Source organism: Lactococcus sp. SK2-659 (genome assembly GCF_020218185.2).
GTDB lineage: Bacteria > Bacillota > Bacilli > Lactobacillales > Streptococcaceae > Lactococcus > Lactococcus lactis.
In genome coordinates this window covers 1-20,668 of the sequence record NZ_JAIWQZ020000002.1, presented here as the reverse complement: position 1 = coordinate 20,668, position 20,668 = coordinate 1, and the positions used below count along the sequence as shown (strand labels likewise).

The 20,668-nt window shown below is 36.1% G+C and carries 25 protein-coding genes and 1 riboswitch; of the genes, 19 read left to right on the top strand and 6 right to left on the bottom strand.

Annotated features, from left to right (window positions below; translation table 11 throughout):
• The first annotated feature begins 29 nt into the window (after nucleotides 1–29).
• From LDP15_RS07155 to LDP15_RS07120, 8 genes are all read left to right on the top strand, one after another.
• Entirely contained in the window at nucleotides 30–422 is a 393-nt protein-coding gene (locus LDP15_RS07155) for a tautomerase family protein (RefSeq protein WP_023190162.1), read from the top strand.
• Nucleotides 423–551: 129 nt separating this feature from the next.
• Nucleotides 552–794, top strand: a complete 243-nt coding sequence (locus LDP15_RS07150; protein ID WP_010905057.1) for a hypothetical protein — start codon at nucleotides 552–554, stop codon at nucleotides 792–794.
• A 135-nt stretch (nucleotides 795–929) separates the two neighbouring features.
• Entirely contained in the window at nucleotides 930–1,154 is a 225-nt protein-coding gene (locus LDP15_RS07145) for a DUF6440 family protein (RefSeq protein WP_010905058.1), read from the top strand.
• Between the two features lie 536 nt (nucleotides 1,155–1,690).
• Entirely contained in the window at nucleotides 1,691–2,008 is a 318-nt protein-coding gene (locus LDP15_RS07140) for a hypothetical protein (protein ID WP_119723797.1), read from the top strand.
• A 275-nt stretch (nucleotides 2,009–2,283) separates the two neighbouring features.
• The gene (locus LDP15_RS07135) at nucleotides 2,284–2,448 is read left to right on the top strand and encodes a hypothetical protein (protein ID WP_023190160.1); all 165 of its coding nucleotides are present in this window, start codon (nucleotides 2,284–2,286) and stop codon (nucleotides 2,446–2,448) included.
• 120 nt (nucleotides 2,449–2,568) lie between these two features.
• Nucleotides 2,569–2,874, top strand: a complete 306-nt coding sequence (locus LDP15_RS07130; protein WP_012898670.1) for a bacteriocin immunity protein — start codon at nucleotides 2,569–2,571, stop codon at nucleotides 2,872–2,874.
• Between the two features lie 257 nt (nucleotides 2,875–3,131).
• Nucleotides 3,132–4,316, top strand: a complete 1,185-nt coding sequence (locus LDP15_RS07125) for a site-specific integrase (RefSeq protein ID WP_119723796.1) — start codon at nucleotides 3,132–3,134, stop codon at nucleotides 4,314–4,316.
• 289 nt (nucleotides 4,317–4,605) lie between these two features.
• The gene (locus tag LDP15_RS07120; RefSeq protein WP_015427212.1) at nucleotides 4,606–5,052 is read left to right on the top strand and encodes a hypothetical protein; all 447 of its coding nucleotides are present in this window, start codon (nucleotides 4,606–4,608) and stop codon (nucleotides 5,050–5,052) included.
• Between the two features lie 87 nt (nucleotides 5,053–5,139).
• Here LDP15_RS07120 and LDP15_RS07115 read toward each other — a convergent pair whose 3' ends face one another.
• The gene (locus LDP15_RS07115; RefSeq protein WP_003131960.1) at nucleotides 5,140–5,412 is read right to left on the bottom strand and encodes a chorismate mutase; all 273 of its coding nucleotides are present in this window, start codon (nucleotides 5,410–5,412) and stop codon (nucleotides 5,140–5,142) included.
• A gap of 388 nt (nucleotides 5,413–5,800) precedes the next feature.
• On the opposite strand from LDP15_RS07115, the gene LDP15_RS07110 reads away from it, so the two are divergent.
• From LDP15_RS07110 to dnaX, 3 genes are read left to right on the top strand one after another with little or no spacing between them, the layout of a single operon-like run.
• Nucleotides 5,801–6,289 (top strand): GAF domain-containing protein, encoded by a 489-nt coding sequence (locus tag LDP15_RS07110; protein WP_015427211.1) that lies wholly within the window; start codon nucleotides 5,801–5,803, stop codon nucleotides 6,287–6,289.
• 31 nt (nucleotides 6,290–6,320) lie between these two features.
• Nucleotides 6,321–6,962 (top strand): phosphotransferase, encoded by a 642-nt coding sequence (locus LDP15_RS07105; protein WP_015427210.1) that lies wholly within the window; start codon nucleotides 6,321–6,323, stop codon nucleotides 6,960–6,962.
• A gap of 48 nt (nucleotides 6,963–7,010) precedes the next feature.
• Nucleotides 7,011–8,669, top strand: coding sequence for a DNA polymerase III subunit gamma/tau (dnaX, locus tag LDP15_RS07100; RefSeq protein WP_015427209.1), 1,659 nt, complete (start codon nucleotides 7,011–7,013; stop codon nucleotides 8,667–8,669).
• A gap of 33 nt (nucleotides 8,670–8,702) precedes the next feature.
• On the opposite strand, the gene LDP15_RS07095 is transcribed toward dnaX, so the two are convergent.
• The 3 genes from LDP15_RS07095 to LDP15_RS07085 all read right to left on the bottom strand — a co-directional run bounded on the left by LDP15_RS07095 (nucleotide 8,703) and on the right by LDP15_RS07085 (nucleotide 11,272).
• On the bottom strand, nucleotides 8,703–10,169 hold the full coding sequence (locus LDP15_RS07095; RefSeq protein ID WP_017865200.1) for an amino acid permease: 1,467 nt from the start codon (nucleotides 10,167–10,169) through the stop codon (nucleotides 8,703–8,705).
• Between the two features lie 157 nt (nucleotides 10,170–10,326).
• A riboswitch (Lysine riboswitch) is annotated at nucleotides 10,327–10,509 on the bottom strand.
• 257 nt (nucleotides 10,510–10,766) lie between these two features.
• Complete coding sequence (locus tag LDP15_RS07090) at nucleotides 10,767–11,048, bottom strand: hypothetical protein (RefSeq protein ID WP_015427208.1); 282 nt, start codon at nucleotides 11,046–11,048, stop codon at nucleotides 10,767–10,769.
• A gap of 8 nt (nucleotides 11,049–11,056) precedes the next feature.
• Nucleotides 11,057–11,272 (bottom strand): lactococcin family bacteriocin, encoded by a 216-nt coding sequence (locus LDP15_RS07085; protein ID WP_080619335.1) that lies wholly within the window; start codon nucleotides 11,270–11,272, stop codon nucleotides 11,057–11,059.
• A 382-nt stretch (nucleotides 11,273–11,654) separates the two neighbouring features.
• Here LDP15_RS07085 and LDP15_RS07080 point away from each other — a divergent pair, with 382 nt between their 5' ends.
• From LDP15_RS07080 to LDP15_RS07060, 5 genes are all read left to right on the top strand, one after another.
• The gene (locus tag LDP15_RS07080; RefSeq protein ID WP_012898664.1) at nucleotides 11,655–12,509 is read left to right on the top strand and encodes an undecaprenyl-diphosphate phosphatase; all 855 of its coding nucleotides are present in this window, start codon (nucleotides 11,655–11,657) and stop codon (nucleotides 12,507–12,509) included.
• 191 nt (nucleotides 12,510–12,700) lie between these two features.
• Nucleotides 12,701–12,994 (top strand): 30S ribosomal protein S6, encoded by a 294-nt coding sequence (gene rpsF / locus LDP15_RS07075; protein ID WP_003131954.1) that lies wholly within the window; start codon nucleotides 12,701–12,703, stop codon nucleotides 12,992–12,994.
• Nucleotides 12,995–13,023: 29 nt separating this feature from the next.
• A complete protein-coding gene (locus LDP15_RS07070) occupies nucleotides 13,024–13,524 on the top strand; it encodes a single-stranded DNA-binding protein (RefSeq protein ID WP_003131953.1) in 501 nt (166 codons plus the stop codon).
• 173 nt (nucleotides 13,525–13,697) lie between these two features.
• Nucleotides 13,698–13,943, top strand: coding sequence for a 30S ribosomal protein S18 (gene rpsR / locus LDP15_RS07065; protein WP_003131952.1), 246 nt, complete (start codon nucleotides 13,698–13,700; stop codon nucleotides 13,941–13,943).
• Nucleotides 13,944–14,142: 199 nt separating this feature from the next.
• Entirely contained in the window at nucleotides 14,143–14,916 is a 774-nt protein-coding gene (locus LDP15_RS07060; protein ID WP_015427206.1) for a metallophosphoesterase, read from the top strand.
• Nucleotides 14,917–14,997: 81 nt separating this feature from the next.
• On the opposite strand, the gene LDP15_RS07055 is transcribed toward LDP15_RS07060, so the two are convergent.
• Both LDP15_RS07055 and LDP15_RS07050 read right to left on the bottom strand, forming a co-directional pair.
• Nucleotides 14,998–15,306, bottom strand: a complete 309-nt coding sequence (locus LDP15_RS07055; protein ID WP_015427205.1) for a DUF960 domain-containing protein — start codon at nucleotides 15,304–15,306, stop codon at nucleotides 14,998–15,000.
• A 37-nt stretch (nucleotides 15,307–15,343) separates the two neighbouring features.
• Entirely contained in the window at nucleotides 15,344–16,192 is an 849-nt protein-coding gene (locus LDP15_RS07050; RefSeq protein ID WP_012898662.1) for a MurR/RpiR family transcriptional regulator, read from the bottom strand.
• Nucleotides 16,193–16,556: 364 nt separating this feature from the next.
• Here LDP15_RS07050 and gnd point away from each other — a divergent pair, with 364 nt between their 5' ends.
• The 3 genes from gnd (at nucleotide 16,557) to LDP15_RS07035 (ending at nucleotide 20,643) form a co-directional block, all read left to right on the top strand.
• The gene (gnd, locus tag LDP15_RS07045) at nucleotides 16,557–17,462 is read left to right on the top strand and encodes a phosphogluconate dehydrogenase (NAD(+)-dependent, decarboxylating) (protein WP_042230655.1); all 906 of its coding nucleotides are present in this window, start codon (nucleotides 16,557–16,559) and stop codon (nucleotides 17,460–17,462) included.
• Nucleotides 17,463–17,582: 120 nt separating this feature from the next.
• Nucleotides 17,583–19,094 (top strand): gluconokinase, encoded by a 1,512-nt coding sequence (gene gntK / locus LDP15_RS07040; RefSeq protein WP_003131772.1) that lies wholly within the window; start codon nucleotides 17,583–17,585, stop codon nucleotides 19,092–19,094.
• 133 nt (nucleotides 19,095–19,227) lie between these two features.
• Nucleotides 19,228–20,643 carry a gluconate:H+ symporter gene (locus tag LDP15_RS07035; RefSeq protein ID WP_015427203.1) on the top strand — a complete coding sequence of 472 codons (1,416 nt, stop codon included), beginning with the start codon at nucleotides 19,228–19,230 and terminating at the stop codon, nucleotides 20,641–20,643.
• The last annotated feature ends 25 nt before the right edge of the window (nucleotides 20,644–20,668 follow it).

Here is a 20,668-nt window from a genome sequence, read left to right as displayed (position 1 = left end):
CTCACTAAAAATGGATAAAAGGAGAAAAAATGCCATTAATGAAACTTGATATGATTAAAGATAGCTATTCAACTGATGAAATTACGCAAATACTTGAGATCTCTTATCGGGTCATGTTAGAAGCTTTTGAAGCACCCGAGGGAGACCGCTATCAAATTGTAACTCAACATGAAATATTTGAAATGCAGATACTTGATACTGGTTTGGGAGTAAATCGTACAGATAAAGTAATAGTTTTTAGTTTAGTCACTCGCCCACGAACTGTGGAACAAAAAGTTAATTTTTATAAAGAATTGGTTTCTAGATTGAATGAAAAACTTGAAATAAGGCCAGAAGATATAATGATAAATTTGACCGTTAATAGTGATGAAGACTGGAGTTTCTTTGGGGGAAGAGCGCAATTCCTTACAGGAGACTTATAAAATACTTGCTTATAACAGTCCAATACCAGTATGCTAAGAAATGCTAAGGTTCAAATCTATATAGCAAGTCCTAAATTTTAGGAATGCAAAATAAAAAGCGCTTGAGCGCACGCGAAAGAGGAAAATAAAGTGGATAATATTACGAACGAATCAGATAACCTTATTCAAATTTTTAGTCATAACCCATTAGCACTTATCTCATGTATTATATTGGGTATTGGCCTTCTATTTACTTTTGCTAGTAGACAGTTTATTTTAGTTAGAGTGCTTTTAGGAAATGTAAGTTTTATTAAACAACGAATTCTTGGAGTTATTTTTGGAATAGTTGGTGCCTTATTACTTCTTTTTGCAACAGGTAACTTGAATCTTTAATAAAACAAATCACTTGCTCAGCTAATTTTATATAAATATATATCGGCAAAGAGACTTTGATTTGAGAAAAAGAGGTGTGAATATAGTACAACACTTTTTCATTTCGTGTTGTGTCTTGGAACGAAGCGGAAAGGAATGATTATAACAATGATAACAAAAAAAGAGATAAAAGATCGCTTTGAAAGAACTTCTGGAGGTATTTTAAGCGGTGTAGAAATAATTACTGATAAAAATACTGGCGTACAATATATGGTGGTTAATAAAGATTCTGACGGTTGTGGAATAACACCGTTGATAGACAAGAATGGCAAACCACTGTTAGCTAAACCAGATTCTGAATCGCATTTTGATTTATATTAGTATATAAACTCTAGATAAATTTTGGGATTATACCCTGATAAGTCAATTTCATGCCAACATTTGCCAACAATTAACAAGTGTACTTTTAGGTACGCTTGTTCAGTATGATACTGACAGCATGTAAATTTTGTATGTTGCTAGAATTTGCTGTGTATTTGTAACTACGGAGCTATAACATTTTTGTTTTGAATGGGTACACCTCAAAGTTACCCCTGACCGACGTGATGTCGGTATAGACTTTGTCTAGTGTTGATAACCTCCACAATTTTGAGGGCGTTAAAATCTTTACACCCTTAACAGTATTTTAGTGGTATAGCTTTCTTCCACAAGTGGCAAAAACGAAAATTTCGTTGTTGTTATTAAGGGGTCGTGATTCGCGACTCCTTGCTAGGTAGTAATGATTCGTTACACCCTTTTTTAGGGCGCCAGAAATGTCAGAATACTTTCTCACATTTTTGTGATTAACCTTGTCAGAACCTTGCTAGTTTTACCTAGCCAAAATATTATGATATCAAAGAAAGAAGTTATATGATTTTATGGAAGCAAAATATAAAAACAAATCAGTCGAAGTATGGGAAATTAGTAAAACAAATGAACAACCTGATTGGGTTAAGCAAGCGTTTAAAGAGAATTATCTTTCTTGGTATGATGATAGATTAAAAATTCTTTTAACCGGTATAAATCCAACAGCTAAAAGAAATATTAAATTGGGAATAATGAACGGTATTTTGAGCGTTGGACAAGGCTTTGGTGGAACTTATGCAATGGGGGATATAGGAGATGTTCTCGATATTACCAATGGCACTGTGGTTTCAAATAAATATTTTAAAAAACATTACTCCAGTAAAGAATAAAATTTTGTTTCATTTTTTTGAATCAAAGTTAAATAATAAACATTTTTGTTCATAACTATCTGAGGTCGCATTTTACGACTATTGCCACAATCTAATTAGGACAAGTAACTTTTTACTTTACCTCAACTATCGGAAATTTACGAAAGTTCATATCTGTGAAAACCAAAGGTATGAATATATTTTTTAATTCATATCATACGTGACGGAGTATTTCAAACTCCTCAATATAATCAAAGTGGTTTATATCCACTATAAAAATAGAAAGAATTTACACCATGAAAAAAGACGACGTTATCAAACTATCAGACGGACAGACTGCCACAATTGTTACTGGCGACGAATCAACGAGTTTGACCAATTGCTATATTGTACGGCTAGAAAATGAAGATATAAGAGTAGTTGATAGAAAAACTCTAACGCTTGCGGAATCATTAAAATAATAGTCGTTTATAATAAATTCCCCCTTTTTCCACTAATTCCATAAGTAAATATTTACTACTTTTTACTTAACCCCAATACGTGCAAACCTGAATCACGTTAAAAGCTGATAGGAGGTAATTATGGCAGATAATGATAAAACATCTCAAATAAAATTAGATTTTTTAAATACACTCTATAATCTTATCCTTAGCGAGGATATAAAAGAAGAAGAACGTAGAGTGCTGACTAAAGCAAAGAATCTAGTAGAAAAAGGAGAGTATATTCCCAATGTCATCAGGCGTATGCAGACAAATTTTACGTTGGATGCCATAAATAGTAACCTCTCCCCAAGTGTAAGTGAGTTTTATAGTACATTGCCCAAAACTCTTGCAGAGATTCTACCAGCATTTCCAGGTACTGGCTCTAGTTTAGGGATTCCTCTCTAATTATCTTGTTACCCTTGATACCTTACTTTTACTCTTAATATAGAGAAAGGTAACAGCATAAACCCTTGATATAACTATCTTTATAATACTTTGTTACTCTTGTTACCGTAAATAATACTATATCAGTTGAGAATTTCATAACTTTATAAACTAATAAACCAGTTAACTAATTAATCGTATAAGCTCTAATAACAATATTTCTCAATCCTTGTACATGCCTTGCCTGACATTAGTACAAAAATGGAAAGGAAGAAAATATGAATATTAAAGAATATATAAAAAAAGACGGTACAAAGGTGTACCGAACTAACGTTTATTTAGGCGTAGATAGTCTGACTGGTAAGCAAGTACGAACAAGTGTAAGTGCCAATAGTAGAAAAATGTGTGAGATTAAAGCACGCCAATCTATAAATAATTTTATCAATAACGGGTCAACAATTGCAAGAGAAAAAGTCGTCTTTGATAACTTTGAGGCTTTGGCTTTGAGTTGGTTTGAAAGTTATAAGCTGACAGTTAAAGCAAATAGTGTACGTTCAGTGAAAAATTATCTAAAAGTATACATTTTACCAGCTCTTGGGACATACGTTTTACCAAAAATAACTCCGATATTATTACAAAGTATTGTTAACGATTGGTCTAAAAATGCTAATACGGCTGTAATAGTTAATGGTAAGCGTGAAAAAGGTAAAGGTAAAAATTTTAAGATAATGCTCAATATCATCAAACGTATTCTTGATTATGGCATGCAACTAGGAGCAATAAAGAGCAACCCAGCTACTAAAGTTTTTCCTCCTAAATTAAAGGTAAGAACTGTAAGTAAGATTAAGTATTTTGATGACAAAGAGCTGAAAATGTTCTTAGAATATCTTGAATCGTTAGAGCCAAGTATAGAGAACCAGCTACATAATGCCTTATATCGTCTATTATTGGCTACTGGTTTACGTATTGGTGAGGCTTTGGCTTTGAATTGGTCTGATATTGACTTCTCCGAAAAACTTGTTAATGTAACAAAGACAACTTTGCAGAGCAGAGAAGTGCAAGATAGTCCCAAAACTAAAGGAAGTAATAGAATTATTTCGCTTGATAATGCCACTTTACAAATTTTAGCCAATTGGCGTAAATACCAAAATAACCATAATAAAGTTATAGGTTTGTCTGATAGTGTAGTATTCTCTTATGACGGTCAAAGATTGATTTATGAAAGTGAGAGGTTTCGCCTTTCTTCTCACTTGAAATCAGCAAGACTTCCAAATATCGGTCTGCATGGTTTCCGCCATACTCATGCCAGCTTGTTAATGAACAACGATGTAAACCCTAAAGAGATACAAGAGCGGTTAGGACACTCTAAAATAACAACAACCTTAGATACATATAGCCACCTTGCCAAGGACAAGAAAAAAGAGACTGCCGAAAAGTTCAGCAATATCTTAAAAGCATTATGATTTTTTGGGGCGAACGTAGTAAAAAGCGTAAAAAAAGATAGTTTTAATTAGTGGAATACTTGTTACAAAGGGATTTATAGCTCTCTCTTGTTATATAGTTTTATTATAGCAAATGGCACTTATTTTTTACTGGTAAAACTTTAAATCAAAGTTGAAATCACAAAAAGAGCCATATTTTTTGAAAAATTCACAAAGTCAGTGTAAACTTGAGATAGGTTTTATGAATTTAATGCGAGAAAGGAAGCGAATCTTAATACTTTTTACTAAAAGTAGATTTGCATAGGAAAATATGGAACTCAATGATTTGAAAGATTCACTGACTGCTTTAAAATATGGTGAAATTGCAACTGTCGCGATGATTGACCGAGGCGCATATGCTGAAATTGAAGAGTCTATTGAAGCGGAAAGTAAAGATCAAAAGATAAATTCTGGAATCTTTAAAGAGCTTGCTGCTACAGTTAAAGATGAAAACGAGGATTTAGTGGTAGTTGGTCGTTCAGATATTGATCAAGCACTGACTCCAGAAGATTTTTCGCGATTTATCGGTCAAATGACCAAGGAAAAACATATTATTTTTGTTGAGTGTCTCTATTTGGGAACAACAGAAATTAAAGGTTTTCTTAACAGCTTGAAAGAAAGTAATCTTTTAGAAAATAGTAAATTGGTTCTGCTTGATTTGCCGCAATTAGAATACATGATGTTGCGAGACAGTTTAGCTGGACAATTTAAATTATAAAAAAAGTTACTGACAAAATTATCGCTCAGTCTGTAAGTTGCGTAAGCAAGCAGATAGGAGTGATAGAATTTTGTCAGTAACTTTTTCTTATTGTTCACGGTTTTCTCTTTGATAAAGGCGAGAATTTTTCATAATATCTTTAAAAGTATTAATGATTGTTTCTTGATAAGCAGAATTTTTAATATTTTGGCGAGCCAAATCTAATACGGCTTGTTCGCGAGAGTTATCTAAAATAGTAATTTTTTGTGCTTGTTTTTCTTGGCTAATTTCTTGAACAATTGTCATACGTTTTTCAAGAAGTTGAACGATTTCTTGGTCCACTTGGTCAATGTTGTTCCGGAGTTCTTCTAGTTTATTCATGGTTTTTATTATATCATAGCTAGCAACACGAAACAACGTTTCATGTTGCTGACTTCTTTCTCTCATTTATGACCGAACTCAGCGAGAACGATAATTTCCCACCAAGTGAGTGCGGCTCGCTATGTTGCTTTAGCAACATAACGAGAGCGGACAACGTAGCGTAGAGAAGTAAACTTCGTTTCACTTCGTTGTCCATATCACAGGTGTCCCTTTTGTCAGCATTGCTAAAGCAACGGACAAAAGGGCTCACTCTAAGCCAGCAAGCTGGCAAGGCGAAATGGCAGGAAGGACGGCGTAGTAGAAGCAGTGATGCTTATATCAAAACTAATCTAAAATTTGCCTTTAAAAAATGATATAATGGATTATATTATTTTTGAGGAGCAACAAGATGAATAAAGAAGAAAAAATCGAAGGTTATGAGTTGCTTAATTTGCAACTAAAAGCGCTTCTTAGTGAACAAAATTATACACTTTCAAACTTAGCCAATGCAAGTAGTTTACTTTGGAGCTTTTTGCCTGAGCAAGTTTATACAGGTTTCTACCTCTACAACGGTGAAAAATTAATTTTAGGGCCATTTCAAGGGTCTGTGTCTTGCGTTGAAATTATAATGGGCAAAGGGGTTTGTGGGGAATCAGCTCAAAATCGCCAAACCATTATTGTTGAAAATGTAAAGAAACACAAAAATTATATTTCTTGTGACGGTCGAGCAATGTCTGAAATTGTTGTTCCAATGGTTAAAGACGATAAATTAGTTGGGGTTCTTGACTTAGACAGTTCAGAAATTGGTTTTTACGATGAAATCGACCAAAAATATCTTGAAGAATTTGCTAACATTTTATGTGAAATGACTGATTTTAAATTTTTTGAAGTAGGTTAAATCAAAATTTTAAAGGGTATCGGAGAAAAAAATGAGTGAAATAGTAAAAAAATTTATTGCTGACCGTTTTGGGGAAAAAGAAGGAACATCTGTAAATCCAGGTAATATTGGAGATGTTCGTGAATTTGCGCAAGAATTAGGAAGTTTTCTCTATCAATTACATCGGCTACCAACAACAGATGCAAAGTCACCTAGTTTTGAAAATGCTTTTGCTGGTTCTGATTTGATTTTCTTTGAAGCTGAGATGATAGAACTTTTGAAAGTCTATCAAAAAGTTGTTCCTGCTGACCTTTTGCAAGAAAAATTTGATTTTGCAGCAAAAACAAAATGGTCCAAGAAACCTGTTTGGGTTTTGGGAGAATTGCTTACGCAAAATTTAAAAGTTACTGACGGAAAGTTAGTTAATGTCAAAATTTCTGACAAAGCTGTTATTGGTGATCCAGCTTTTGATTTAGCAATCGCTTGGACGATTTTTGATGAAAAAGCACGTAAAATATTTTTTGCGGCAACCGAAGCAGATGAGGCAACGATTAATCGAGCAAGAATGTTCGCCCTCAGACAGGCTCTCAGAAATTATCAATCACAAGATATTGATGAATTGATTCAATCACGTGATGCTTCAACTGAAATTTTAAAAGACTTAAACTATAGTCTTGGGCAAGATTTCTATTGAAACAAGCGGATATGAAAAGAATACTAAGTAAAAAATTGGAAGAGAAAAATGGCATATCAAGCATTATATAGAAAATATCGAAGTCAAAGATTTGATGAAATGGTGGGGCAAGAAGTTGTAGCAACAACATTAAAAAATGCGATTGTCAATCATCAAATTTCACATGCTTATCTTTTTTCTGGTCCAAGAGGGACAGGGAAAACCTCAGCAGCTAAAATTTTTGCTAAGGCAATAAATTGTCCTAATCAAGTGGATGGAGAGCCCTGCAATAATTGCTTTATTTGCGACTCAATCACTAAAGGAAGCTTAGATGATGTCATTGAACTTGATGCGGCATCAAATAATGGGGTTGATGAAATTCGAGAAATTCGAGATAAATCAACTTATGCAGCTAGTCAAGCCACTTACAAGGTTTATATTATTGATGAAGTGCATATGCTTTCAACAGGGGCTTTTAATGCACTTTTGAAAACACTTGAAGAACCTACAGAAAATGTTGTTTTCGTCTTGGCTACTACTGAATTACAAAAAATTCCAGCAACCATTATCTCGCGTGTTCAACGTTTTGCTTTTAAATCAATCACAACAGGAGACATTCGGACTTATTTAGCAAAAATAATGGCTGATGAAGGACTTGAATTCGACGGTAGAGCACTCGATGTTATTGCTAAAGCAGCTGAAGGTGGAATGCGTGATGCCCTCTCTTTATTAGACCAAGCCTTATCGTTTTCATCAGGAAAATTAGAAGAAAATGATGCACTACTTGTCACAGGGTCGATTGCTGCAGATGCTTTAGTAACATATGTTGCAGCACTTTTTGAGCACGATGAAGCAAAAGCGCTGATGGAACTTGATAAGATTTTTGCTGAAGGAAAAAATATGCTTCGATTTACGGAAGATTTATTAGCATACCTTCGGGATTTACTCTTGGATAAAAATTCTCAGTATGACCGGGGTCAAATTTTTTCATGGATTGATATTGCAATTGAAAGTTTGAAAACGATAAAGGAAACGACTCAAACAAAAATTGCGGCAGATGTCATGACCATGCGTTTGGCTGAAATTGGACAAAATAATTTACTGACAGCTCCGCAAGGAGAAATCCCTAATCAGCTGACAGCCGAAATTGCTACTTTAAAAACCGAAATTAATCAATTGAAAGCTCAAATTTCAGCTGGTCAAATTCGGGTAAATTCAGATTCACAAAATAATTTACTGACAGAAAAAGTTAAAGCCAGTCCGAAACCAATAGCATCTAAAAAACGCCAAATTAACAAAGATTTAATTTATAAAGCTTTGGCTGAGGCGACAAATGAAGCTAGAAAAGCTGCTCTAAGTGCGTGGCCAGAACTTGTTGCTTCGGTAACTAAACCGGCAGACCGAGCTTTACTTAATAATACAGCCCCTGTCGCTGCGTCAGAAAATTTCCTTGTGGTGACTTTTCCTCATGAGAATCTTGCTAAAAGGGTCAGTGAAAATGAAGAATTGCAACTTTTTTGTGGGAATCTCTTGAGTTCAATTGTTGGATTTGCGCCAGAAATTATTTCTCTTGCTGAACAAGACTGGCAAGAAGTTCGAGCAGAATATGTTTCTAATTTAAAATCTGAAAATGTTCAAGAAGATGAAGAAGATGAAAAAGAGCCGGATGAAACGGTAAATTTAGCTAAAGAACTCTTTGGTGAAAAAGTAGTTGAAATTAATGATTAAACTAATAAAAAAGCCGCTCATTGAGCGACTTTTTTAATCTTTATGACGACTTAAATCAACCTCTTTAAGGGGGATAAGTTTCGTTTTGTTTTTAAATTTATAACCCAAGTAAAGGATGAAGAAGAGTGGAATTGCGGCATACATGATGACGCCTTGCACCCAAGTTTTACCAAAAAGAAGCATTGGGTCTTGGCCGAGTGTGACTAAAACGGTCATAATTAAGGCTAAGATTGGACCGAATGGGAATAGTTTTGCATGATAAGGTAATTTTTTAACATCTTTTCCTTGAGCGACATAGGCGCGGCGGAAACGGAAGTGGCTAATTGCAATCCCAATCCAAGCAATAAATCCTGTTAAACCAGAGGCTGAGACAAGGAATGTAAAGAAGCTAACTCCGTAAATTGATGTCAAGAATGTGAGTAAAGCAACAGCAGTTGTAGCTAATAAAGCAATGAAAGGAATCCCGTTTTTTGAAGTTTTTGAGAAAATCTTTGGTGCGCCACCATCTTTAGCTAGCGAATAAAGCATCCGAGTAGAGGCATACATTCCAGAATTTGCTGCTGAAACGACAGAAGTTAAAACAACGGCGTTCATGATAGAAGCTGCAATAGAGAGACCAACACGTTCAAATACAATTGTGAAAGGGCTTTGAGCAGCTGAATCTCCTCCAACTAAGTGTGGGTCGGTAAATGGAATGATAGCCGCCATCACGAAGATAGATAAGATATAAAAGACAAGAATACGCCAGAAGATAGAGTTCATAGCTTTAGGAATTGATTTTTCAGGATTTTCAGCTTCACCAGCTGTAATTCCGAGCAATTCTGTTCCTTGGAAAGAGAAACCAGCGACTAAGAGTACGCCGAGAATCCCTCCACCAGTAGTGAAACTACCAAGTCCTCCGACAAAACCATGATTACCAACTGAAAGATTTTTAGCGACGTCAATATGACCGCCCATAATTCCAAAAATAGATAAGAAACCAATAATCAAGAATAAAACAACAACAGTAATTTTAATGGCTGACAACCAATATTCAGTTTCGCCAAAAGTTTTAACTGATAAGGCATTGATTGCAAAGACAATAATTAAGGCAATCAGTGAAAAAATCCAACTTGGAACATCTGGTAACCAGAATTTGATACAAAGGGCAACGGCTGTTAAATCAACCGCTACGGTAATTGCCCAGTTTAACCAATAATTCCAACCTAGAGCAAAACCAAAAGCTGGGTCAACATAACGTGTTCCATAGTCTGAAAAAGAACCAGAAGTGGGTAAATAAGTGGCCATTTCACCAAGTGATGTCATGAGGAAGTAAACCATTGCTCCGATAAGAACATAGGCAGTCAGTGCACCAAATGGTCCTGCCGTGTGAATGACATCGCCTGAAGTCAGAAACAATCCAGTTCCGATTGTTCCGCCAAGGGCAATCATGGAAACATGACGTGATTTTAAGCCGCGTTTTACTTGCGTCTCAGTAGTTGAGTTTGAAGAATTTTCCAAAATTCTCTCCCTAATAAAATTTATTCTACACCGACTTGTTTGACTCAGACTCAACCTTACTCCTGTTTAGTTTAGAAAAGTCTGAGAAAAACAAAAAAAGCAATCCTACTAGATAGAATAGATTGCTAAAGGTCCGACAAAATTTTAAAAATTTTCTTGAACGAATAGCCCTCCGCATGGTTATTAACCATTTGCGACAGTCTAGTGAGTTTTCCTCACTAGCCCAAGAACCTTGCTGAGCAACAAAATTCTTTCGGCAACCTCTCCTCCTCTAAATACGCGTCTTTGTTGTGCTCCAACTCGGCGTAGATTCATATCAGTTGCGACCTCTATCGATGTGTTATTTGTAATTCTAGCGCAATTTTAAGATGATGTCAAGGAAGAGGAGATTAGATAAGTTATAAGTAATCATTTTTTGGGTAAGTGATGGTCATTTGTTTAAATAAGGTGTACAAGCGGAGTGGCAAGAGTAAATAAGGATATAAATATTAGGTGACAAAAAACTCCTTTACAAAGGAGTTTTTTGTCAATATGTCATGTAAAGAAAGTCATAAAGATTTTGTAACTCAGGGAGATTGATGATTTTTTCTACTCCCTTCATTGATAAACCCAGACATTTGCGTTGGTAAAGTCAGACTTTACCGTATCTAAAATTATACTAACTGGTTTTGATAATATAATATCATTGCCTGAACCATCATTGCGTTTTAGTTTTTGGTAAAGTTCACTTTGTGTGACCCATTTTATCTCTTTTGACAATTCTAATTTTGCGTTTTCCCAGTACGACTCGGTAACACGATGCTCGTCCAATATCATTGTCTGCCAATTTAATGTCCCCATATTTTTTGAAGCAGACAGAGACGTTACAAAATATTTCAATATTCTCCTTATCTTCCTGGTTTCATTCCAGGACCACCAACCCATGAACCGCCACCAGGTATATAGGGAACATACCCGCTTGATGCTACCTTTTTTTGTACCCAACTAGGAGTGCTTTGAAAAGAACTAAGTACTCCGTCAATACCTTGCCACCAAGTCATTCTGCCAGTTATCTCTGACAATTCTTCGTCAGAAATAATTTCAAAATTATTTGGATTTTTCATTTGTAAATCCTCCTTTTTCTATTATCTTCATCGATCATAAGCGCTTACATTTGTTTTGTCAAGGTTTTTTTAAAATTAAATAAATTTTTTATAATCGATTCTTTTTTATTTTTACTCATTATGGTCGAATGAAATGGGGACAATAATTTTTTGCTTGGGATAGTCGTTGTCAGATTGCTGACTTATGAATGAGCTAGTTGTTTCATCAGAAAGAGTAGATATCTATCTTCGCCTTTGATTAGACAGTTCATTCGTTCTAGCCAGCACATTTACGCCTTGGCCTGTTACAAGCAGTGATGTTTATGTTATACTTATGAGGATAGGACTGCTATGTCAGTCAATAAAAATCAGTCTTTTTACTGAAATTTTCTAGGAGCAAAATATGGATTTTATTCGTGCCATTATTTTAGGTATTATTGAAGGAATCACTGAGTGGTTACCTATTTCCTCAACAGGACATTTGATTATTGCTGATGAATTTATTCGTCTTAATCAATCAGCAGCTTTTAAAGAAATGTTTGATGTTGTGATTCAGCTAGGAGCAATTTTGTCAGTTGTTGTTCTTTATTTTCATAAACTGAATCCATTTAATAAGTTAAATCCAGCTGACAAACAAAAAACACCACGTGAGATTCAATTAACTTGGCGTTTGTGGTTGAAAGTTTTGATTGCGGCTTTACCAGCAGCGATTATTGGTTTACCGCTTAATGACTGGTTGGACAAACATTTTTACCACTTTGTTCCTGTTGCCTTCATGTTAATTATTTATGGGGTAGCATTTATTGTCATTGAGCGTCGGTGGGTACCAAACCATGAATTTTCCGTAATGAATATTGACCGTTTGCCTTATCGTGCCGCTCTTTATATTGGATTATTCCAAGTGCTTTCTTTACTTCCAGGGACATCACGTTCAGGTGCGACAATTGTCGGTGCTTTATTAATTGGTGTAAGTCGTGAAGTTGCCGCAGAATTTACCTTTTTCTTGGGTATTCCAGTTATGTTTGGGGCTAGTTTCATCAAAATACTTCACTTTTTCAAAAATGGGAATTCTTTAAGTTTTGAACAATTTGGGGTCTTGTTAGTAGCTTGTATAGTTGCCTTTGGGGTATCAATGGTTGCCATCAAGTTCTTGACCGATTATGTGAAAAAACACGATTTTACTTTCTTTGGGAAATATCGGATTGTGTTAGGGATTATCCTTCTTATTTATGCAATGTTTAAAGCCTTTTTGGGCTGAGAATGAGATAAATTATGCCAACTCTCTTTAGTTGGTATTTTTTATTTTAAAATAGTTCTCTTTGCTGAGGGAAAGTTTAAATGTATTCTTGCTAAAAATAGAAAAAAGTGATAGAATATAACTCTGTGGGAAAAACTCACAACTTACGCAGGACTCAACCTGCGTCATTAGTCCAAAAGGAGGAAAAATCAATGACTAAATACGAAATTCTTTATATTATTCGCCCAAACATTGATGAAGAAGCAAAAGCTGCCCTCGTTGAACGTTTCGATGGAATCTTGACTGACAACGGTGCTGCAAATCTTGAGTCTAAAGACTGGGAAAAACGTAAACTTGCTTACGAAATCAATGATTTCCGCGAAGGTATCTACCACATCGCAACTTTTGAAGCTGAAACAACTTCAGAAGCTTTGAGCGAATTTGACCGTCTTGCTAAGATCAACCTTGACATTCTTCGTCATATGATCGTTAAAGTTGAAGCTTAAGAGCTTTCATTTCTAAGGAGAAGTTCATCATGATTAACAATGTTGTATTAGTAGGACGCATTACTCGCGATCCTGAACTTCGATACACCCCTCAAAATCAAGCTGTCGCAACATTTTCATTGGCTGTAAATCGTCAATTTAAAAATGCGAATGGCGAACGTGAGGCTGATTTCATTAACTGCGTTATTTGGCGCCAACAAGCTGAGAATTTGGCGAATTGGGCTAAAAAAGGAGCTTTGATTGGGGTAACTGGTCGAATTCAAACACGTAACTATGAAAATCAACAAGGTCAACGCGTTTATGTGACTGAGGTTGTGGCTGATAGTTTCCAAATGTTGGAAAGTAGATCTGCTCGTGAAGGTATGGGAGGCGGAACTTCTGCTGGTTCATATTCTGCACCTAGCCAATCTACAAATAATACTCCACGTCCACAAACGAATAACAATAATGCAACACCGAATTTCGGTCGTGATGCTGATCCGTTTGGTAGCTCGCCGATGGAAATTTCGGATGATGACCTTCCATTCTAATAGGGTGAAATAATTGACGCTAAAGCGCCTAATTATTTCACGGAAACCGCTATGGCGGATTTCCTAACCCTCTTACTAGTTATTATGAAAAGCAGAATCGGCTTTTCATAATAACGTCGTAATCCTAAGAAAACTTTAAACAGACATCTAAAAATAATATAAGGAGAAATAAAATGGCACAACAACGTCGTGGCGGCTTCAAACGCCGTAAAAAAGTTGACTTCATCGCTGCAAACAAAATCGAAGTCGTTGACTACAAAGACACTGAACTTTTGAAACGTTTCATCTCAGAACGTGGTAAAATCTTGCCACGTCGCGTGACTGGTACATCTGCTAAAAACCAACGTAAAGTGGTTAACGCAATCAAACGCGCGCGCGTAATGGCTTTGCTTCCATTCGTAGCTGAAGACCAAAACTAATAAATGAAAGGCTGCTTCGGTAGTCTTTTTTTGTATAAAAATTTGACAAATAGAGTTGATATTTACTGACAGAATGCTCGGTTCCGTCCGAATTTACTGACCAGAAATTTGTCAGAAAAAGAGAATAGATTGATAACTTCATCAAGTATTTTTGATTAATACTATGTTTTTGTCAGTGAATTTATGATAAAATGGACAAATGATTGAATTGATAATAGGAGCAGTGCTCTTAAGTTTGTTAATTTATGGAATTTTTATAGAGCCTCATTTGATGAAAGTGAGACATGTAAAAATCGCTCAAAAACAAAATTTAAAAATTGCTCATTTTACCGATACCCACTTTGCTTGGCACACGACTAGTCGTCGTTTTAAAAAATTTGCTCGAAATATTGCTAATGAACAGCCAGATTTAATTATTTTTTCTGGAGATTTATTTGATAAGGTTGCTTGGGCAAAAAATCGAGATTGGACTGATTTGCTGACGATATTGTCAGAACTTAAAGCTCCTCTTGGAAAATTTGCGATACTTGGTAATCATGATTTTGATGATGAAAAATCGTCAAAGTTTGTTGAAGAGTTTCTAGAAAAAGCTGGTTTTGTTCTGTTGAAAAATTCATCAGTTGTCAAAGATAATTTATCTATTTCTGGGGTTGATGACTGGCGTGAGGGACGGCCTGATTTTGAACTTGAGCCCATTGATGCAACATTTTCGCTTTTAGCCCTTCACGAACCGGATACTATTTTAGACATGGAGACAATTAAGGAATTTGATTTAATTCTTTCTGGTCATAGTCACGGAGGGCAAATTCGGATAGGAAATTGGCGTTTACGTAATAAGGGCTCAAGTAGTGCTGATGCTGGTTTGTATCAGCTCAATGACCGAACAAAATTGTATGTTAATCGTGGAATTGGTTTGACTTTCTTACCTATTCGTTTTGGGGTGCCTCCAGAAATTGTGTATTACTACATCTAAAAAAATCTGTCAGTAATTTTGACAGATTTTTTTATTTTTTTATTTTAAAATTTACTGACAGCTTTGTTAAAAATTCTGTCATTACATTTCTCTTGCAGTCATGATCGTTTCGCGTCCCATATTATCAACGGCTCGGTAGTGTAGAGGCCATTCAGGATTAAAAGGGTAGTCAAAATCAACGAGGATGGTTGTTGGGCTGTTGTCTTGAGAAAAACGAATAGAAAGTAAATTATCTGAATTAACCAAGTCGAAATTGATAATTGTTTCTAGTGGAAAAACGCCCTTGAGGTGATGGTCAATAATAAACCAAAAGGCATCAATGACTTCTCCAGGAATTGACGCAACGGTATCAAAACTTGCGTAGCGTCGTCTAGTGTTAGAAAATGCCATAAAATCACATCCTTTCTATAAGATAAATGGATAAATTCTAGGAAATACGGGAATCTCGAATGACTTTTCGGATTTCAGATAAAGTCCCTTCAGAAACATTTTTCATTTTCATTCCGTACATCATAAACAAGGCATCAAGCAAACTAATTTGAGAAACTGTGGAAGCAACGGCTTCAGGTCGAAATGAAATTTCTTCGGAAATTGAAATTAGCGCAACATCGGCCGCTTTAGCTAAAGGTGAACTCGCAAAAGAAGTCAATGCAATAATTGGAACCCCGCGACTCTTCAAAATTTCAACCAAGTGCATTGTATCTCTGTTTTTTCCTGTATGTGAAATAACAAAAGCACAATCGTCGCTCGTTAATTTTGCAGCCTGCATTTGTTGAAAATGAAAATCCTGATGATAAACGCAGTGCAAAGGCATTCTCAAAAATTTATGAAAAGCAATCAATGCAACAGCGTTTGAACCACCCAAACCAAAAAAACCGCAAGTGCTGGCATTGAGCAAAATTTCCATGGTTTGGTCAAGTTGTCTGTTAGTGATAAGGTTTAATGTAGAATTTAATGATGAAATATTGCCGTTGAAGTTTTTTGTCAGTATTTCTTTGTAATCGTCAGTTGGTGAAAGTTCGCTAAAAAATTCATCATTTCGTGTCGAGTCAGTGGCATGAATGGCGAGTTTTAATTCTTGGAAGGAATTAAAGCCGATTTTTTTAGAAAATCTAGAAATTGTAGCCGTAGAGACATGAGTTTTTTGAGCAAATTCCTGAATTGAAAGCCTCGCTGCACTATCAATATTCGCAATTAAATAGTCAGAAATTGCCTGATCTGATTTACTGAGGTTATCATAATAACTTCGGATTCGGCTGATTAAAGTACGCGACATATCAAGCCTCCTTCTAATTGACTACATTATATCATAGCCAGTAACACGAAACAATGTTTCATGTACTGGCTATCATTTTATTAGGACCGAACGATGCGTAGGATAGCTGTTGTCAGTTTACTGACTTACAGATATGCTAGTTGTTACACCTAGAGCGGAGTAATAAGGTATCTAGGGAGTTCGCTATAGCGTGTTATAAGTAGTGATACTCAAGATTTCTCGATTTCTCAAAAATTCCAAACTCCTAACTTGAAATTGTTTTGACAAATCAGAAAATATTTTACAAAAATTATTGTTGACAAATGAAAAAAAATTACTTATACTAAAGTTATAAAATGAAAGCGATGCCACGGAGGAAAAAATGATGAAATTTGGTATGATTGGTTTAGGGAAAATGGGAATGAATCTTGTGAAAAATGCCGTTGACCATGAGATTGAAGTTGTTGCTTACGACCTAAATACAAAAGCGGTAGAGGAAGCTAAGGATTACTCAGACAAAATTACCGCTGTCAGCACAATTGAAAATTTACTGACAGAATTGCCAGCAACCAAAATTGTTTGGTTGATGCTTCCAGCAGGAACTCCTACAAATTCAACGATTGAAATGCTCTCTGAAAAGTTGTCAGCTGGAGATATTCTGATAGACGGTGGAAATTCTAATTACAAAGATAATTTAGAACAAAATAAATTACTGACAGAAAAAGGAATTAAATTTTTTGATGTTGGAACTTCTGGTGGAATGGCTGGAGCTCGTCAAGGCGGGAATTTTATGATTGGTGGAGATGATGAAAAATCTTGGACAATCATAGAACCAATCTTCAAAGCAATCTCAATGGAAGATGGCTACCTCTATACAGGGAAACTTGGCAGTGGTCATTACTTGAAAATGATTCATAATGGAATTGAATATGGGATGATGCAAGCGATTGCTGAAGGATTTGAAATTTTGGAAGAGTCACCATTTGATTATGACTATGAAGCCGTTGCAAAATTATGGAATCACGGCTCAGTAATCCGAAGCTGGTTGATGGAGCTTGCTCAAGAACAATTTTCAAAAGACCCTAAACTAGACCAAATTATCGGACATGTTCAATCTTCAGGAGAAGGAAAATGGACCGTTGAAGAAAGCTTGGACTTGGGCGTTCCTGCCCCGGTCATTGCCTTGTCACTAATGATGCGTCAACGCTCATTACAAGAAGATACCATGACTGGAAAAGTAGTTGCCGCTTTGCGCAATGGCTTTGGCGGACATGACGTAGAACAAAAATAATTTACTGACAGATGAGAAGCGTAAGCTAACTAGGATAAAAAACTTCTGTCAGTAAAAAACTACTGATGATGAAAGAATTTTAAAGTCTGTCAGTAAATATATAGAAGAAAAGGAGCCTAAATGCAATATTTAATAGGCGTCGATTTAGGAACCACAGCGACTAAGGCAGTGCTTTTTGAGAAAAATGGAAAAATAGTTGCAAGTAGTAGCCAAGCCTATCCCCTCTATCGTGATGCTAGTGGGATGGCAGAAGAATCTCTTGAAGAAATTTTTGAAGCAGTTTTAGTGACAATCAGGGAAGTTTCAATTAACTTAGAAGATGAAGACGAACTTTTAGCCGTTTCATTTAGTACACAAATGCACTCACTAATTGCTTTTGACGAAAATTGGCAGCCACTTACAAGATTAATCACTTGGGCTGATACAAGAGCAGTAAAATACACCGAACAAATTAAAGCCTCTAAAAATGGTTTTGATATTTATCGAAGAACCGGAACGCCTCTTCATCCAATGGCTCCTTTATCTAAATTTATCTGGTTAGAAGCTGAACATCCAGACATTTATCAAAAAGCAGCCCACTATTTGGAACTTAAAGGATACATTTTCCAACGACTTTTTGGAACAAATAAAATGGATTTATCAACCGCAACAGGTACAGGTATCTTCAATATATTTGAACTTCATTGGGATAAAGAAGCACTAGAGATGACTGGAATCAAAGAAAGTCAATTGCCTAAAGTAGTAGAACCCTATGAGATAGAAGAAAACCTTCCTCACGAATATGCCAAGAAAATGGGAATTCAAAGCAGCACCAAATTTATTTGGGGTGCAGCCGATGGTCCGTTGTCAAATTTAGGAGTAAATGCGATTAAACCGGGTGTTGCAGCCATCACAATTGGAACATCTGGTGCGATTCGAGTAGTTACTGACAAACCTAAAACAGATGAAAAAGGACGCACATTTACCTATGCATTAGACAAAGAGCATTGGGTAGTCGGTGGTCCCGTAAACTCTGGTGGAGATGTTTTCCGTTGGGCTCGTGACCAAATTTTTGATGGAAAAATTTCTTTTGATGAAGTCACGGAACTTGCAGCAAACATTTCCCCGGGCGCTGATGGATTGCTTTTCCACCCCTATCTTGGAGGCGAGCGAGCACCGATTTGGGATGCCAATGCCAGAGGTTCATTTTTTGGCCTAAACTACGGACATAATCGTAGTCATATGGCCAGATCTGTTCTTGAAGGGGTTATCTTCAATATTTATATGGTTGCGCTTAGCCTTGTTGAAGTAGTAGGTGACCTAAATATGATTCAAGCGACAGGAGGGTTTACAAGCTCTGAACTCTGGACACAAATTCTAGCAGATATTTTTGAACAACCAATCAATGTGCCAGAGAGCCGAGAAGCTGGCTGTTTAGCCGCCATTATTATGGCTGAAAAAGCCCTCGGCCTAATTGAAGATATCAGCGAAATCGAAACGATGGTAGGAACAAACGAGACCTACCAACCCAATCCAAAAAATTTCGAAATTTACCGAGAAATTAGTCCAATATTTATCCGACTTTCTCGCTCTCTCTTGGCAGAATATGAAAATATTGCCAATTTCCAAAGAAAATTTGAAGAAGAAAAATAAACTTATATTCTTTAAAGACTCAATACTTCCACATATCACAAAAAAGTATTGAGTTAATTTTTAAAAGCAAATTGTAAGCGCCAGCAATCGTGCTTACACAGTATATTCAATATTTTTTGAAAGGAAAAAATATATGATTGATTTACTTGTACTTTTAATTGGGGTCTTAATCCTCCTCCTGATGATTATCAAATTTAAAATTAACACTTTTGTGTCCTTGATTGTCGTAGCGGTTTTAGTTGGGTTAGGACTTGGAATGCCGCTCGGTCAAATCCCTGTTTCAATCCAAAACGGAATTGGAGGCTCATTAGGAGAGTTAGCAATTGTTTTTGGTTTTGGAGCAATGCTTGGAAGACTAATTGCTGATGCTGGTGGAGCCTATCGTATCTCAAAAACGCTTATTAACAGTTTTGGTAAAAAAAGAATTCAATGGGCAATTATGGTTGCCAGCTTTATTATTGGGATTGCCCTCTTCTTTGAAGTTGGGATGGTTCTCTTGATTCCGATTGTCTTTGCCGTCGCCTTAGAAGCAAGTGTTCCCTTGATTTACCTCGGAATTCCAATGGCAGCAGGACTTTCAGTAACTCACGGATTCTTACCTCCCCATCCAGCACCAATTGCAATTGCCGGTGTACTAGGCGCAAATCCTGGAACTGTTCTCCTTTACGGAATTATTGCAGCAATTCCAACAGTCATTATCGCAGGCCCAGTTTTCACAAAAATTGCTAAAAAATGGGTCCCAGAGGCCTTTGTTGTAAAAAATAAACTATCCGCCTTTGGTGAAATCAAAGAATGGAAATTAGAAGAAACTCCAGGATTTGGAATTTCTATCTTGACAGCATTAATGCCAGTAATCTTAATGGCAATCAGCACCATTTATTCTATCGCGACTAATGATGGGAAACCCTTTGCCGCAGTAACAACAAGTGCAATGAAAGCAGGGAAGGTAGTAACGACCACTACTTACCCATCAAGTTTTGTTGAAAATGTGATGATGTTTATTGGTAATCCCGTATCGGCGATGATTATTTCACTACTCTTTGCCTTAGTTACTATGGGTTGGATGCAACGTAAGAAAAATTCAGAAATTGCAGTATCAATTGCAGATTCAGTTAAGTCAATTGCGATGCTTTTGTTAGTTATCGGTGGTGGAGCAGCCCTTAAACAAATTCTTATTGATGGAGGGATATCAGTCCAAATCGCCAATATGTTTAAAGATTCACCACTTTCGCCATTGTTGCTTGCTTGGATTATTACCGTCATTCTACGTGTAGCCCTAGGTTCTGCAACCGTGGCCGCTTTAACAGCAGCAGGTTTAGTTCAACCAATGCTTGCATCAGCTTCTCCAAATACAGCCGCACTAATGGTTTTGGCAATAGGGGCAGGTTCAATTGCCGCATCTCATGTTAACGATGCAGGATTCTGGATGTTTAAAGAATACTTTGATTTAGATGTCAAACAAACATTAAAAACTTGGACAGTACTAGAAACGATTATCGCAGTTGTAGGTTTAGGAATGGTCATGTTGATGAGTATCTGGGTACATTAATAAAAAAATAAGTCAATTTTGACTT

Excerpts from the sequence above, each read along its gene's own strand:
- LDP15_RS07155 (WP_023190162.1), top strand. The coding sequence starts at position 30 with ATGCCATTAATGAAACTTGATATGATTAAAGATAGCTATTCAACTGAT.
- LDP15_RS07145 (WP_010905058.1), top strand. The coding sequence starts at position 930 with ATGATTATAACAATGATAACAAAAAAAGAGATAAAAGATCGCTTTGAA.
- LDP15_RS07140 (WP_119723797.1), top strand. The coding sequence starts at position 1,691 with ATGGAAGCAAAATATAAAAACAAATCAGTCGAAGTATGGGAAATTAGT.
- LDP15_RS07135 (WP_023190160.1), top strand. The coding sequence starts at position 2,284 with ATGAAAAAAGACGACGTTATCAAACTATCAGACGGACAGACTGCCACA.
- LDP15_RS07130 (WP_012898670.1), top strand. The coding sequence starts at position 2,569 with ATGGCAGATAATGATAAAACATCTCAAATAAAATTAGATTTTTTAAAT.
- LDP15_RS07125 (WP_119723796.1), top strand. The coding sequence starts at position 3,132 with ATGAATATTAAAGAATATATAAAAAAAGACGGTACAAAGGTGTACCGA.
- LDP15_RS07120 (WP_015427212.1), top strand. The coding sequence starts at position 4,606 with ATGGAACTCAATGATTTGAAAGATTCACTGACTGCTTTAAAATATGGT.
- LDP15_RS07115 (WP_003131960.1), bottom strand. The coding sequence starts at position 5,412 with ATGAATAAACTAGAAGAACTCCGGAACAACATTGACCAAGTGGACCAA.
- LDP15_RS07110 (WP_015427211.1), top strand. The coding sequence starts at position 5,801 with ATGAATAAAGAAGAAAAAATCGAAGGTTATGAGTTGCTTAATTTGCAA.
- LDP15_RS07105 (WP_015427210.1), top strand. The coding sequence starts at position 6,321 with ATGAGTGAAATAGTAAAAAAATTTATTGCTGACCGTTTTGGGGAAAAA.
- dnaX (WP_015427209.1), top strand. The coding sequence starts at position 7,011 with ATGGCATATCAAGCATTATATAGAAAATATCGAAGTCAAAGATTTGAT.
- LDP15_RS07085 (WP_080619335.1), bottom strand. The coding sequence starts at position 11,272 with ATGAAAAATCCAAATAATTTTGAAATTATTTCTGACGAAGAATTGTCA.
- LDP15_RS07080 (WP_012898664.1), top strand. The coding sequence starts at position 11,655 with ATGGATTTTATTCGTGCCATTATTTTAGGTATTATTGAAGGAATCACT.
- rpsF (WP_003131954.1), top strand. The coding sequence starts at position 12,701 with ATGACTAAATACGAAATTCTTTATATTATTCGCCCAAACATTGATGAA.
- LDP15_RS07070 (WP_003131953.1), top strand. The coding sequence starts at position 13,024 with ATGATTAACAATGTTGTATTAGTAGGACGCATTACTCGCGATCCTGAA.
- rpsR (WP_003131952.1), top strand. The coding sequence starts at position 13,698 with ATGGCACAACAACGTCGTGGCGGCTTCAAACGCCGTAAAAAAGTTGAC.
- LDP15_RS07060 (WP_015427206.1), top strand. The coding sequence starts at position 14,143 with ATGATTGAATTGATAATAGGAGCAGTGCTCTTAAGTTTGTTAATTTAT.
- LDP15_RS07055 (WP_015427205.1), bottom strand. The coding sequence starts at position 15,306 with ATGGCATTTTCTAACACTAGACGACGCTACGCAAGTTTTGATACCGTT.
- LDP15_RS07050 (WP_012898662.1), bottom strand. The coding sequence starts at position 16,192 with ATGTCGCGTACTTTAATCAGCCGAATCCGAAGTTATTATGATAACCTC.
- gnd (WP_042230655.1), top strand. The coding sequence starts at position 16,557 with ATGAAATTTGGTATGATTGGTTTAGGGAAAATGGGAATGAATCTTGTG.
- gntK (WP_003131772.1), top strand. The coding sequence starts at position 17,583 with ATGCAATATTTAATAGGCGTCGATTTAGGAACCACAGCGACTAAGGCA.
- LDP15_RS07035 (WP_015427203.1), top strand. The coding sequence starts at position 19,228 with ATGATTGATTTACTTGTACTTTTAATTGGGGTCTTAATCCTCCTCCTG.